The 13,339-nt window shown below is 61.4% G+C and carries 14 protein-coding genes; 1 reads left to right on the forward strand and 13 read right to left on the reverse strand.

All coding sequences use genetic code 11. The annotated features are described in order from the left end of the window. Positions 1-14: 14 nt before the first annotated feature. The 4 genes from HJB83_RS25055 to yajC are packed head-to-tail and all read right to left on the reverse strand — an operon-like array spanning position 15 to position 4,199. Entirely contained in the window at positions 15-872 is an 858-nt protein-coding gene (locus HJB83_RS25055; protein ID WP_207583976.1) for a phytoene/squalene synthase family protein, read from the reverse strand. A 2-nt stretch (positions 873-874) separates the two neighbouring features. After that, entirely contained in the window at positions 875-1,261 is a 387-nt protein-coding gene (locus HJB83_RS25060; protein WP_207583975.1) for an Mth938-like domain-containing protein, read from the reverse strand. A gap of 4 nt (positions 1,262-1,265) precedes the next feature. After that, on the reverse strand, positions 1,266-3,806 hold the full coding sequence (secDF, locus tag HJB83_RS25065) for a protein translocase subunit SecDF (protein WP_221116323.1): 2,541 nt from the start codon (positions 3,804-3,806) through the stop codon (positions 1,266-1,268). A gap of 45 nt (positions 3,807-3,851) precedes the next feature. Next, a complete protein-coding gene (gene yajC, locus HJB83_RS25070) occupies positions 3,852-4,199 on the reverse strand; it encodes a preprotein translocase subunit YajC (protein ID WP_007628493.1) in 348 nt (115 codons plus the stop codon). 204 nt (positions 4,200-4,403) lie between these two features. Between yajC and HJB83_RS25075 the strand changes: the two genes are divergently transcribed. Then, positions 4,404-5,276, forward strand: coding sequence for an ATP-binding protein (locus tag HJB83_RS25075; RefSeq protein WP_207583973.1), 873 nt, complete (start codon positions 4,404-4,406; stop codon positions 5,274-5,276). 73 nt (positions 5,277-5,349) lie between these two features. Here HJB83_RS25075 and HJB83_RS25080 read toward each other — a convergent pair whose 3' ends face one another. The 9 genes from HJB83_RS25080 to HJB83_RS25120 all read right to left on the reverse strand — a co-directional run bounded on the left by HJB83_RS25080 (position 5,350) and on the right by HJB83_RS25120 (position 13,324). Beyond that, positions 5,350-6,942, reverse strand: a complete 1,593-nt coding sequence (locus tag HJB83_RS25080) for a peptidoglycan DD-metalloendopeptidase family protein (protein ID WP_207583972.1) — start codon at positions 6,940-6,942, stop codon at positions 5,350-5,352. Positions 6,943-7,081: 139 nt separating this feature from the next. Further along, positions 7,082-7,735, reverse strand: coding sequence for a protein-L-isoaspartate(D-aspartate) O-methyltransferase (locus HJB83_RS25085; RefSeq protein WP_007628476.1), 654 nt, complete (start codon positions 7,733-7,735; stop codon positions 7,082-7,084). After that, a complete protein-coding gene (surE, locus tag HJB83_RS25090; protein WP_221132662.1) occupies positions 7,732-8,505 on the reverse strand; it encodes a 5'/3'-nucleotidase SurE in 774 nt (257 codons plus the stop codon). The genes HJB83_RS25085 and surE overlap by 4 nt, the downstream gene beginning before the upstream one ends. A 5-nt stretch (positions 8,506-8,510) precedes the next feature. Next, complete coding sequence (gene serS, locus HJB83_RS25095; protein ID WP_207583970.1) at positions 8,511-9,794, reverse strand: serine--tRNA ligase; 1,284 nt, start codon at positions 9,792-9,794, stop codon at positions 8,511-8,513. A gap of 100 nt (positions 9,795-9,894) precedes the next feature. Next, positions 9,895-10,722 carry a twin-arginine translocase subunit TatC gene (tatC, locus tag HJB83_RS25100; protein WP_207583969.1) on the reverse strand — a complete coding sequence of 276 codons (828 nt, stop codon included), beginning with the start codon at positions 10,720-10,722 and terminating at the stop codon, positions 9,895-9,897. Further along, complete coding sequence (gene tatB, locus HJB83_RS25105) at positions 10,719-11,327, reverse strand: Sec-independent protein translocase protein TatB (RefSeq protein ID WP_207583968.1); 609 nt, start codon at positions 11,325-11,327, stop codon at positions 10,719-10,721. The genes tatC and tatB overlap by 4 nt, the downstream gene beginning before the upstream one ends. 51 nt (positions 11,328-11,378) lie before the next feature. After that, complete coding sequence (locus tag HJB83_RS25110; RefSeq protein ID WP_064709192.1) at positions 11,379-11,570, reverse strand: twin-arginine translocase TatA/TatE family subunit; 192 nt, start codon at positions 11,568-11,570, stop codon at positions 11,379-11,381. Positions 11,571-11,753: 183 nt separating this feature from the next. Beyond that, entirely contained in the window at positions 11,754-12,470 is a 717-nt protein-coding gene (scpB, locus tag HJB83_RS25115) for an SMC-Scp complex subunit ScpB (RefSeq protein WP_207583967.1), read from the reverse strand. After that, positions 12,467-13,324: a ScpA family protein gene (locus HJB83_RS25120; RefSeq protein ID WP_207583966.1), complete on the reverse strand. Its 858-nt coding sequence runs from the start codon at positions 13,322-13,324 to the stop codon at positions 12,467-12,469. The genes scpB and HJB83_RS25120 overlap by 4 nt, the downstream gene beginning before the upstream one ends. Positions 13,325-13,339 lie beyond the last annotated feature (15 nt).

Genomic DNA, 13,339 nt, shown 5'->3' on the forward strand with positions numbered 1-13,339 from the left:
AATTTGACCCGATGTCAGATTTTGCGGCGCGCCGCGGCCAGCCCCATCTGCAACTGGCGGCGCCATTGCGGCGACTGCAGCGGCCGGTCAAATATCAAAGCGCCGCGTTTCTGCGCGTTGACGAGTACCGGTTCGGCAAGGGTCGCCGGCAGAAAGGCCGGAAAGACCGCCGGCGCAATCGGCCCCGCCGCCCGCGCCTTTACCAGATGCTCGCGACCGAGGCCGGCGAAGGCCTCGATGGCGGCTGCGATGCGTGGCCTGTCTTCGCCGGCAAGGAAGGAATCGCGGTCGAGCCCGGTGGCGAAAAGGATCTGCAGCGGAATATAGACCTGACCACGGCGGCGATGCAGCGGCATCAGCAGCAACAGGCCAGCGACAGCCTGGGCGACGCCGGCGTGGCCGGCAGCATTCGCCGATCGTGCGGCCTCCTCAGGCGACAGCACGAGGCTTGCAAGCTGAATGAGGGCTGATGCCGTCTCGCCGGCATAACCTTCGAGTGAAAGACGCGTTTCCATCGGATCATCATAGAGATCGAAGGTGCGGGCCTCGATCATGTCGATCAGCGTCTTGCGCGGAAGGCGATGGGTTTCGATCGCCGCCAGAAGTGCGGCGGCGACGGGATTGGCTGCCGTCGACCCGTGTGCGCTGCCTTCCAGCAGATCCCGCCAATATTGCAGCCGCACCTCGCCGGGCAAAGTCTCGTGCACGAGATCACGGATGCGGGCAAGCTCGGCATTGAAGGCATAGAGAGCTGCAAGCGCGCCGCGCTTTTCCTCCGGCGACAAAAGACAGGCAAGATAACGGTCGCGGTCGCTGTCACGGAGCATCGCCAGGCAGATCTCCTGGTTCGTCGCACTATTGGCTTCAGCCATCGTCAGACCGCGATCAATGCCGCAGCGACGGCGCGCTGCTCGGCGAGCATGATATTGAAGGTGCGTACCGCCGCGCCGGTGCTCATCGGATCGGAGGAGATGCCACGCGATTTCAGCGCCAGTTTCAATTCCTCGGGCAGACGGCGAAGCTCAGTTCCGGTGCCGACAAGCAGAACCTCGATCTCGTCAGCCTCATCGAGCACACGCCGAAAATTTTCAGGCGACAGCGGTTTCGACATATCCATGTCCCAACCGTGAATGCCGGAGGGAAGACAAAGGATCGAGCCGCGATGAGACATATCGGCAAAGCGGAACCCGCCATTGCCGTAGCTATCGATCGGCGCGCGCCCGGGGAAATGCGCGGCGCGGATTTCTATGCCTTTTGCCATGTTTTCAAACCACCGTGCCGGATTTTACACCAACATCCGTCTTGTTGCTCTCTTCCCCGTCGGGAGCCTCCGGGCGTAGCCGAAAGACGATCAACACGGGAGCGGCGATATAGATTGAAGAGAAGGTGCCGAGAGCGACGCCGAAGAGCATCATAAAGGTGAAGGAGCGGATGACATCGCCCCCGAAAAGATAGAGCGCGAGCAAGGCGAGCAGCGTCGTCGCGGCGGTCAGAATGGTGCGCGACAGCGTCTGATTGATCGAAGCATCGATCAGGATCGGCAGCGGCATCTTCCTGTATCGCTTCAGATTCTCGCGCATTCGGTCATAGACCACGACCGTGTCGTTCAGGGAGTAACCGACGATGGTCAGCACCGCGGCAATGCTCGTCAGGTTGAATTCTATGCCGGTAAGGACGAAGAGACCGAGCATGATGATGACATCGTGCAGCGTTGCGACTATGGCGCCGACCGCAAACTGCCATTCGAAGCGGATCCAGATGTAGATGAGGATCGCCGCAAGCGCTGCAAGCACGCCGAGCGTCGCCATCATCGTCAATTCGCCGGAGATGGCGGGGCCGACGACCTCGACGCGGCGAAAGTCATAATCCTCCTGGAGCTCGCCGCGCACCAGCGTCGCCGCGGATTGTTCGGCATTTTCGCCGCCGCCTTGGGACGCGATGCTGATCCGCGCATTCGACGGCCCGCCCGTGCGCTCCACACGCACCTCGCCTAGATTGAGATCGTTGAGGCGTGATTGAAGATCGGCGAGGTCGGCATTGCCCTGCTTCGCCGTCGCCTCGATGAGCGAGCCACCGGTGAAATCGATGCCGAGACGCAGGCCGGCGGTAGCAAAGGCGGCCATGGCAATCAGCGAGATGACCGCTGACGCCGTAAAGACATAACGGCGGATTCCCATGAAACGGATATTGGCGTGTTCGAAGAGATCGGTCAGAACGCTCTTCGGCAGATGCCGGGGATGGCGGCCTTTCAGCCAGCCGGCGACGATCGAGCGCGTCAGCGTGAAGGCCGTGAAGACTGTCGTCAGGATGCCGACCGCCAGCGTCACCGCGAAACCGCGGATGGATTCGCTGCCGAGGTAAAAAAGGATGATCGCGGCGATAAAGATCGTGACATTTGCGTCGACGATCGTTGCGAATGCGCGCGTGAAACCGCGGCCGACGGCCTCTGCGAAGGAATGGGTGGTTTTCTCCTCTTCACGGATGCGCTCGTAGATCAGAACGTTCGAGTCGACCGCCATGCCGACGATGAGCACGATGCCGGCAATCCCGGGCAAGGTGAGCGTCGCGCCGGCAAGGCTCAGCACCGCAACGATGAGAATCAGGTTGAAAAACAGCGAGACGACGGCGATGACGCCGAGAATGCGGTAGAGCGCGATCATCAGTGCTGCGACCAGCACGACGGCGACGAGGCCGGCAACAAGGCCACTGAAGATCGAATCAGCGCCAAATCTTGGGCTGACGCTGCGTTCCTCGACGCTCGTCAGCGTCGCCGGCAGGGCGCCGGCGCGCAGCATGATCGCAAGATCGCGGACGCCATCCTCGGAGAAGTTCGCCGAAATCGCGCCCTCGCCGCCAGTGATCGCCGCATCGATAACCGGTGACGACATCACCTGGTCGTCGAAGACGATGGCAAGGTGCTTGCCGATATTCTGCCCCGTCACCTCCGCCAGCCGCTGCGTGCCTTCGGCATCGAGGCGGTAAGTAATCGAGGTATCCTGCGTCTGTGGATCGACGACAGGCTCGATATCGACCATATTGCTGCCGGAGACGAAAGCCGTGCGGTCGACGAGATATGGGATCGGCGGATCATCAAGCGAATAGAGCACTTGCGATGTCGCGGGCCAACGGCCGTTCAGCGCCTCCTGCCCCGACATGCTTGCATCGATCAGATGAAAGGAAAGCTTGGCCGGCTGGTTGAGCAGGTTTTTCAGCCGTTCCGCATCGACCGATCCCAGCACCTGCACGACGATCCGGTCGGCGCCATCGGGGTGAACAAGGAAATTCGCATGGCCGAATCCAGCGATACGGCGGGCAACGATATCGAGCGATCGAGTCCGGGCGGAAGCGACGTCAGCTGTGATGCCGGCGTCGGAAATCTGCAGCGAGAGCTGTCCCTCCTCGCCCCGCCGCAGCGCCACCTCCGGCCCTAAACTGCCGGCAGTCGCCGTCAAAGGTGTCAGGAGATCAACCGCCTTCTGCGTCTCGGCCGGATCGGTGATGCGGACAGTAACGGTCTGGTCATTGCCGGTCAGCCCGGTATAGCGGATGCCGGCGCCACGCAGCGCATTGCGCACATTGGCGACCGCCTCTTCCAGGCGGTCCTTGACGACATCGGAACGCTCGACCTTCAGAACGATATGCGAGCCGCCCTGCAGATCGAGACCGAGCGTCACGCGGTCGTGACGCAACCAGCCCGGCAGAGCGGAACGCTGCTCCTCGCTCAGCAGATTGGGCGCAGCGATGACGATGGCCGCAAACGCGGCCAGCCAAATCAGAAGTGTTTTCCAGCGGGAAAAATGCAACATTCTCTCGACGATCTTCCGATCCGGCGGTCCTGCCGTTATCGCTCGTTACGCTGCGTCGGCCTTGACGGGTTCACCCTTGACCCGCACTTCAGAGATGCCGCTGCGGACGATGCGTACGCGAACGCCGTCGGCAATCTCGACTTCGACTTCCTTGTCGTCGACGACCTTGGTAACCTTGCCGACAAGACCGCCACCGGTGACGACCTGGTCGCCGCGACGGATCGCCTTCAGGGTCTCGTCACGCTTTTTTGCCTGCGCGCGCTGCGGCCTGATCAGCAGGAAGTACCAGACGACCATCAGCGGCACGAACAGGATGATCATTTCGAAACCGGAGCCACCGAAACCGGTTGCGGTGTCGGTCGCACTCTGGGCGAATGCCGGGGTGATGAACATGCTAAACTCCTCAGGCTTCACGGCGGAACACCGCCTCTTTTTTCAGGTTGCCGGACTATAGTTACGGCTTCGGTGAATGCAACAGAAACAGCCGGAAACAGTACCGATTCCGCTGCCTCATAACCTTTCCGGCGTTAAAACGCCATGCTACCCCGCAGCGAAAGATCAAAGCGGATTGCCGCAGCGAAAAACAGGAGGCCTGCGATGACCGAGGAAATCAACAATGCCCTGCTTGCCGAACTGAAACGGCTCGCCGATGCCCTCCAGCGTCTTGCCGGGCCGGCGCCTGCCCTCAACGACTGGGATGCTGCCGACTGTTTCGTCTGGGCGCCTCTGCGCCAGCATCTGCAGCCTGTGAAGAAGCCGAACCGGGTGGCGTTGAAGCTCATCCGCGGCGTCGATCATGTGCGCGACATTCTGCATGAGAATACGGTGCGTTTCGCCGAGGGTTATGCCGCCAACAATGTGCTGCTGTGGGGCGCACGCGGCATGGGAAAATCCTCGCTGGTCAAAGCCGTGCACGAGGATGTCAGCCGCGAAAGTGGTGTCTCGCTGAAACTGGTCGAAGTCCATCGCGAGGATATCTCCAGCCTTCCCAATCTGCTCGACCTCTTGAAGGACACGTCGTACCGCGTGATCGTCTTCTGCGACGATCTGTCCTTCGATCATGACGACACCGCCTACAAATCGCTGAAGGCAGCACTCGACGGCGGCGTCGAGGGGCGGCCGGACAATGTACTCTTCTATGCCACATCGAACCGGCGCCATCTCCTGCCGCGCCACATGATGGAAAACGAGCAGTCGACGGCGATCAATCCGTCGGAGACGGTGGAAGAGAAGGTTTCGCTGTCCGACCGCTTCGGCCTCTGGCTCGGCTTCCACAAATGCAGCCAGGAAGACTATCTCGGCATGATCGACGGCTATGCCGATCACTTCAAGCTCGGGCTCGAACGCGGCAAGATGCATGCCGAAGCGCTGGAATGGGCAACGACGCGCGGGGCGCGCTCCGGCCGTGTCGCCTGGCAGTATATTCAGGACTTGGCCGGACGCATGCGCGTTCACATCGACCGGGTCTAATTTAGAATGATATGCATTGAATGACAAAAGCCCGGCTGTTGCCGGGCTTTTCTCGTTTCCTGGTACGCTATACCTATTCCAGGAAAGTCATCGGGTTGACCGGGGATGCGTCCTTGCGCACCTCGAAATGGACCTGCGGCTGCTTGACGTCGCCGCTCATGCCGGAGACGGCGACGGTTTGGCCACGCTGGATCTTCTGGCCGCGAGCGACGCTCAAAGTATCGGCATTACCGTAGACGGTGACGGTGCCGTCGTCGTGACGGACGAGAACCGTGTTGCCGAGTTCCTTCAGGCCGTTGCCGGCATAAATGACGACGCCATTTTCGGCGGCCTTGATCGGCGTTCCCTGCGGAACCGAGATGTCGATGCCGTCATTGCGGTTGCCGTTGACGTTAGCGCCGTATGAAGCAATGACCTGACCGCGGACCGGCCAACGGTACTTGCCGATGCCGGTCGATTCCGGTGCGGCGGAGCTGACGTCAGATTTCTTTTCGACATCGTCGACCGTCTGGGTGGCGGCCGGCGCCTTGTAGGGCGCTGGCTGAACGGAGGCCGTCTGCTGGGCCGGCGCTGTCTGAGCCGGCTTCGGATCGACCTTCTCGGGCTGGATCGACGCCGTCTTGATATTGTCGGCAGTGCCGTTCGGGATCTTCAGGGCCTGGCCGATCCGGAGCGAGTTGGCCGAAAGTTTGTTGGCGGCCTTCAGATCGTCGATATTGCTACCGGTCGCCTTGGCGATCTTTGCCAGCGAATCGCCTTGCTTGACGACGTAGCTGCCGGCAGGCGCTTTCGGATCCTTGCCGGCGCCGGCCGGAAGCTTGCCGGTAGAATCGGCGCTCGCCATGGTCTTGTCGCGGGCGGAATTGGCGCCGGGAATGACGGCGACGTTCTGCTCAGGAGCCTTCACCGGTTCCGGCATCTTGCCGGGCCTGGAAAGATCGGCCGCCTGCGACGCCGCCTTGGCGGCATTGCCGCCATTGAAGGTCGGGATCAGGATCGCCTGGCCGGGCGCAGCGGCGGAAGCCGTCTTCAGGTTGTTGACCCGCAGGATTTCCTTTTCCGGAACACCGAAGCGCCTGGACAGCGTGGCAACACTTTCGCCCGGACGTAGCGTTACGGAAGGGGCATTGGTCCCGGACCAGCCTGAAACCTTCGGCGTCGTGCCCGTCGTCAGAGTATCGGGCGTCAGCTTCGGCGCAGCCGGGGCCACCAATCGGTTTTTTTCGGCCTGGGGCGCTGAAGGGAAAGGCTGGGCGAGCGCGACTTCCTTTTCCCGCTGGCGGGAAGGCGCAACAGCCGTCGGCGCAGCAAGCTCGGAACGCTGCACCGAGACCGGTGCGGAAGCCATGCGGGCGCTCGACGTGCGGACCGGATCATAACTGGGGCTCGACGGATAAGGCTGGCTCAGCGCACCATTGCCGCCGCCGTAGCCCGACTGGCTGGCAACGGCGGAGCCGCCGAGATCGGCGCGCGGCACCGGATCGCCCTGAGCACCACCCCTGCGCGGAATGGAACTGGTGGTGATCTGATCCTGCCCTGAGGAGGAAAACAAGCCGCCAAACCGTGTCACATCGGAACTGCAGCCTGTTGCGGCACTCGCCAACAGACCCACAACCAGAAGATTACCGGCCGACTTCCCGAACTTCGGCGAAAGACTGAAACGCATTGACTCGACCCACTGAGAACGCAACCATTTGTGAGTCTATTAAAACGCGTTAGTATTACCACGCGGTTAAGATGCTGGAATCAGTGCGGTATTTTTGAGAAGTTGATAACCATAGCTTACGGGTGAAAAATCGTAGAGCTTACAGCAGCGAGGCAAGGCGCGGAACGATCGGCAGATACGGGGCTTCGAACAGTTCTTCGCGTTCGAACCGGCTGCCGGTTTTCGTCAACCGCACCATGCGGCATTCGGTTTCGGAGATCATCAACGGCGCGATCATCGAGCCGCCGGAAACAAGCTGGTCAGTATAAAAGCGCGGCATCGCATTGAAGGCCGCCGTCACCAGGATGCGGTCGAAGGTGCCCTCTCCCTGCATGCCGGCACTACCGTCGGCGTGGCGGATGATAACGTTGCGCAGGCCAAGCGATTCCATGCGCCGCTGTGCCGCCGATGTCAGCGTCTTGTAGCGGTCGATGGACAGAACACGCTCAGCCATTCTGCCGATGACGGCGGCGGTAAAGCCGCTGCCGGTGCCGATTTCGAGGACGCGCTGTCCTGGTTTGACTTTGAGGTGATGCAGGATGCGGACGACAAAATCGATGCCTTCAAGGAAGGAGCCGCATTCGATCGGTATCGTCCGGCTCGAATAGGCATCATCGGAAAATTGCGGCGGCACGAAGAGCGAGCGCTGCGTCTGCTCGACCGCCGTCAGCAGATCGAGGTCGGAGATGCCTTCGGCACGCAATCTAAGGACGAGCGCCGCAAAGCCCTCTTTCTCGGCCAGTCTTGCCGTCAAACCTGTGCTCCGTATCCCAAGGCCCGCGCCACGCGGTCCGTCACGGAATAATCGGTCAGATCCAGTTTCAAAGGCGTTACCGAAATCTTGTTATGCTTCAGGGCATGAATATCCGTGCCTTCGATGAAGGCGCCGGCGCGTTCGCCGAACTTCAGCCAGTAATAGGGAAAGCCCCGGCCATCGGAGCGGGCTTCGACCTGCAGGTTGAAGGCGAGCTTGCCCTGCATGGTCACCTCGGCGCCATCGACCTCGTCGGGACCGCAGTTCGGGAAGTTGAGATTGAGAAACGTGCCCTGCGGCAGGTCCAGAACCATCAGCTTTTCCAGAAGGGCCGGCGCATGTGTCTCGCAGACCTCCCAAGGAACGATGCGCGCGCCGTCCTCATAGAGGTAGGCCTGGCTCAGCGCGAAGGAACGCACACCCTGCATCGTGCCTTCGATGGCGCCGGCGATAGTGCCGGAATAGGTTACGTCGTCTGCGACGTTCGAGCCCGAATTGACGCCGGAGAGAACGAGATCGGGCTTGATGTCCATCACCTGCCGGATGCCCATGATGACGCAATCGGTCGGCGTGCCGCGCAAGGCGAAATGCTTGTCGGAAATCTTGCGTAGCCGCAAAGGTTCCGACAGGCTCAACGAATGGGCAAGGCCGCTCTGATCAGTCTCGGGCGCCACGATCCAGACGTCGTCGGACAGCGTGCGGGCGATCCGCTCCAGCGCGGCCAAGCCTTCCGCGTGAATTCCGTCGTCATTCGTCAGCAGGATGCGCATCGCCTTCAGGCCGCCCGTTCGATTTTGGTCAATCCGCCCATATAGGGAAGCAAAACGTCCGGAATCGTGACGGACCCATCTTCGTTCAAATAATTTTCGAGAACGGCGATCAGGCAGCGGCCGACAGCGGTGCCGGAGCCGTTCAGCGTGTGGACGAACCTGTTGCTCTTGTCGTCCTTGTCGCGGTAGCGCGCGTTCATCCGGCGGGCCTGAAAATCGCCACAGACAGAGCAGGAGGAGATTTCGCGGAAGGCGTTCTGTCCCGGCAGCCAAACTTCGAGATCGTAGGTCTTGCGCGAGCCGAAGCCCATGTCGCCGGTGCAAAGCGTCATCGTGCGGAAATGCAGACCTAGGCGCTTCAGAACTTCTTCGGCGCAGGCCGTCATGCGCTCATGCTCGGCGATGGCGTTTTCGGCGTCGGTGATCGAGACGAGTTCGCATTTCCAGAACTGGTGCTGACGCAGCATGCCGCGCGTATCGCGGCCGGCCGAGCCCGCTTCCGAACGGAAGGACGGCGTCAAGGCGGTGAAGCGGAGCGGCAGCTTTTCCTGATCGAGGATTTCCTCGCGCACCAGATTGGTCAGCGTCACTTCGGCTGTCGGAATGAGATAACGACCGTCCGTCGTCTTGAAGAGATCCTCTTCGAACTTCGGCAGGTTGCCGGTGCCGAACAGGGCTTCAGCGCGCACCATTAGCGGCGAGCTGACTTCGGTATAACCGTGCTCACGGGTGTGGAGATCGATCATGAACTGGCCGAGCGCACGCTCGAGCCTGGCGAGCGACCCGGTCAGAACCGTGAAGCGCGAGCCGGAGAGCTTGGCGGCGCGCTCGAAATCCATATAGCCGAGCCCCTCGCCGATTTCGAAGTGCTCCTTCGGCGTATGGTTCCAGCGCGGCTTTTCGCCGACGACGCGGGTGACGACATTGTCGTGCTCGTCCTTGCCGACCGGAACATCGTCGAAAGGTATGTTGGGGATGCGAGAGAGCGCGTCGGCGAGTTCGGCCGTCAGTAGCCGGTCCTCCTCCTCGATCGCCGGCAGCAGGGTCTTCAATTCGGCGACCTCGGCCTTCAGCTTCTCGGCAAGCTCGCCATTCTTCTGGGACAGCGCCGCGCCGATCTCCTTGGAGGCGAGATTGCGGCGAGACAGCAAGTCCTGCGCTTTCTGCACGGCAGAGCGGCGCTTTTCATCGAGGGCGACGAGGCTTTGGGCCAGAGGCTCCGCGCCGCGCTTGGCAAGAGCGGCATTGAGCGCTTCGGGATTCTCACGGATCCATTTGATATCGAGCATCGTCGTTCCAGATCGTTTGCAACAGAAGTGACCCGGCCAAAGCCTGAGCGGGCTTCGACCGGATGAGACGGCGTTCATGAAAGGATTTCCGGATTGCCGCTCAGACGCTGTCCGTCTTGGCAACGTCCGCGGATTCGGTGTCCTTTTCGACCGCCTGCCGGGCACGCTGGCGCTCTACGAGTCGCGCCGCATGGATGGAAATCTCGTAGAGAAGGATCGTCGGTATCGCAAGGCCGATCTGGGACATCGGATCCGGTGGCGTCAACACGGCGGCGACGATGAAGGCAAGCACGATGGCGAACTTGCGCTTTTCGGCGAGCCATTGCGACGTCAGAAGTCCGACGCGGGCGAGCAGCGTGGTGACGACGGGAAGCTGGAAGACGAGGCCAAAGGAGAAGACAAGCGTCATGATCAGGCTCAGATATTCCGAGACCTTCGGCATCAGCGAGATCGCCACCTCGTCATGACCCGGCGCCTGCTGCATAGACAGGAAGAACCACATGACCATCGGCGTGAAGAAGAAATAGACGAGCGCGCCGCCCATCAGGAACAGGACCGGCGAGGCGATCAGGAACGGCAGGAAGGCCTGACGTTCGTTCTTGTAGAGGCCGGGCGCTACGAACTTGTAGACCTGGGCGGCAATGATCGGGAAAGCGACCACCAGTCCGCCGAACATCGCCACTTTGACCTGCGTGAAGAAGAATTCCTGTGGCGCGGTGTAGATCAGCTGGGCCTTCTCGACGTCGAGATGCGCCCATATTACGGCTGTCTTGTAGGGAATGACTAAGTAGTTGAAGAGATGCTTGGCAAAAAAGAAGCAGGCGATGAAGGCGATAAAAAACGCGCCGATCGACCAGATCAGCCGCGTGCGCAACTCCATCAGGTGCTCGATCAACGGCTGCGGCTTATCTTCGGACTCACCGCTCATGCCTCGTCCTTTTTCTTCATCTGTACCGGCGTCTTCGGCGTTGCAGGCTTCCTGACTGCCGTCGTGCGCTTCGGCTTTTCCACAGGCGCGGCAATGGCAAAGGCGGCCTTATCTGCGGCCTTGGCGCGTGGCTTGCGTACGGCCTTCGGCTTGGCGGCAACCGTTTCGGCCTGGACGATCGCTGCTGCGACGGGTTCAGGCTGCGCAGGCGCCGGCACCAACGGCGGCGTTTCCGGCAGGCTCATCGACGGCGTCGGGGCTGAGACCGCAGCAGGCGGCACCTCGGTCTTGTTTTCCGGGGCCACGGTCGCCTTCTGCAGGTCGGCCTTGATCTCGTTGCCCATCTGGCGAAGCGGATTCATCGCCTCGCGCAGGCTATTCACCGGGTTGAGCTTCTGAGCGTCGCTGAGCGTCTGGCGGACATCGTCAAGCTCTGCCTCGCGCAACGCTTCATCGAACTGCGCGCGGAAGTCACCCGCCACCTTGCGGGCGCGCTGCGTCATCTTGCCGAAAGCGCGCAGCATCGGCGGCAAATCCTTGGGACCGACGACCACGATCAGGACCACCGCGATGACCAAAAGCTCGGTCCAGCCAATATCGAACATGCAAGGCTCCTGGACGGGAAGCGCGGGGGCAGCGCCTTTTCCCGGACTTGGTTATTTCGTTTCGTCGGCCTTGTGATCGACGGTCTTTGCCGTTTCCGGCGCGTCCTCGTCCGTCATGCCCTTCTTGAAGCTCTTGATGCCCTTGGCAACGTCGCCCATCAGTTCCGGGATCTTGCCGCGACCGAACAACAACAGCACTATGACCAGAACGATCAACCAGTGCCACATGCTAAAAGAACCCATTACCCTAACTCCCTGTTTCGTTGTTCCCACGATGTAAGGATTTCAAACACCGTTTCCAACATCACGCCTTTTGAACTGCGCTTAATGTCACGGTATCGCCCTTTGTGACAAGCCATTGACCCGTCGAAAAGTGGCGGCCCCCATTGTTTTCGCCATGCATGGCAAAAGCAAGACGCAAGCCCCTCAATCTTCGGAGGCGCCGCGCGGCGCCAGCAACCCCAGTTCCTCGAGGTCCATCTGGGTTATCGGGTCCTCGTCCTCGGTCAGTTCGTCGTTCATCAACGGCGAGGGAATATTGAAATTCGCCGGAATCCGGCCTGACAGCAAGCCCGCTCCCTTCAATTCTTCGAGACCGGGCAGGTCACGCAGTTCCTCGAGACCGAAATGGTCGAGGAAATCGCGTGTCGTGCCCAGTGTCACTGGCCGGCCCGGCGTGCGCCGGCGGCCGCGAAACCGCACCCAGCCGGCTTCCATCAGCACGTCGAGCGTGCCGCGCGAGGTCTGAACGCCGCGGATATCCTCGATTTCGGCCCGGGTCACCGGCTGGTGATAGGCAATGATCGCCAGCACTTCCAGTGCGGCGCGCGACAGCTTCTTCACCTCGTTTTCATCGCGGCGGATGACAAAGGACAGATCGGCCGCGGTGCGGAAGGCCCAGGCGCCCTCGATCTGCACGAGGTTGACGCCGCGCGGCGCATATTGCGCTTTCAGACGCAGCATGATTGCGCGCACGTCAGCATTCTCAGCCAGACGCTCAGCCAGGAAGCTCTCGGAAACCGGCTGCGAGGAAGCGAAGACCAGCGCCTCGGCGATGCGCTCTGCCTCGATCTCCGCCTGCAAGTCGCGGCCCCTGCCTTCGAAATCGTCCTCGAAATCCTCATCACTCTTCGGATCGATCAAGCCGGCTGCTCCTGCTCCACCACCTGCAGCGTGGCGTGTTTGGGACCGCGGCGCATGTATAACGGCTGAAAGGCGCCGTCCTGGCGGATTTCCAACTTGCCCTCGCGCACCAGCTCTAGCGAGGCGGCAAAAGCGCTAGCGATCGCCGTGACGCGTTCCTCGGGCGCTGCGAGATAGCGCAGCAGATAATGCTCCATCGCTGTCCAGTCGCCGACCTCGCCGATCATCTGGGTCAGCAATTCGCGGGCATCTGTCAGCGACCAGACGCTGCGTCTCTCGATCGTCACATGGGTGACCGCATTGCGCTGGCGCAGCGCCGCATAGGCGGTCAACAGATCGTAGAGGCTGGCCGCATAAGCGGATTGCTGCCGGTCGGGAATATGCTCGGGCGCGCCGCGCATGAAGATGTCGCGGCCGAGACGGTTGCGGTTGACGAGGCCTTCCGCAGCCTGGCGCATGGCTTCGAGGCGTTTCAGCCGGAAGGCGAGCGTTGCCGCCAGTTCCTCGCCGGAAGGACCGTCATCCTTGGCCTGCTGGGGAATGAGCAGCCTCGACTTCAGAAAGGCGAGCCAGGCTGCCATGACGAGATAGTCGGCGGCAAGCTCGATGCGGATGCGCCGGGCGCTTTCGACGAACTGCAGATATTGCTCGGCAAGCGCCAGCACCGAAATGCGCGACAGATCAACCTTCTGGTTGCGGGCAAGATAGAGCAACAGGTCGAGCGGGCCTTCAAAGCCGGCGACATCGATCACCAACGCCGGCTCGTGGCTGGCGCGCTCGGCACCATTTTCCTGCCACAGCTTGTCCATCGGCGTTGCCGCCTGCTGACGCCCCGTGCCCTTGACCGTGTTCACCACCCTGCTCCTCTA

Origin of the sequence: Rhizobium sp. NZLR11, from assembly GCF_019685115.1 — a bacterium.
Taxonomy (GTDB): domain Bacteria; phylum Pseudomonadota; class Alphaproteobacteria; order Rhizobiales; family Rhizobiaceae; genus Rhizobium.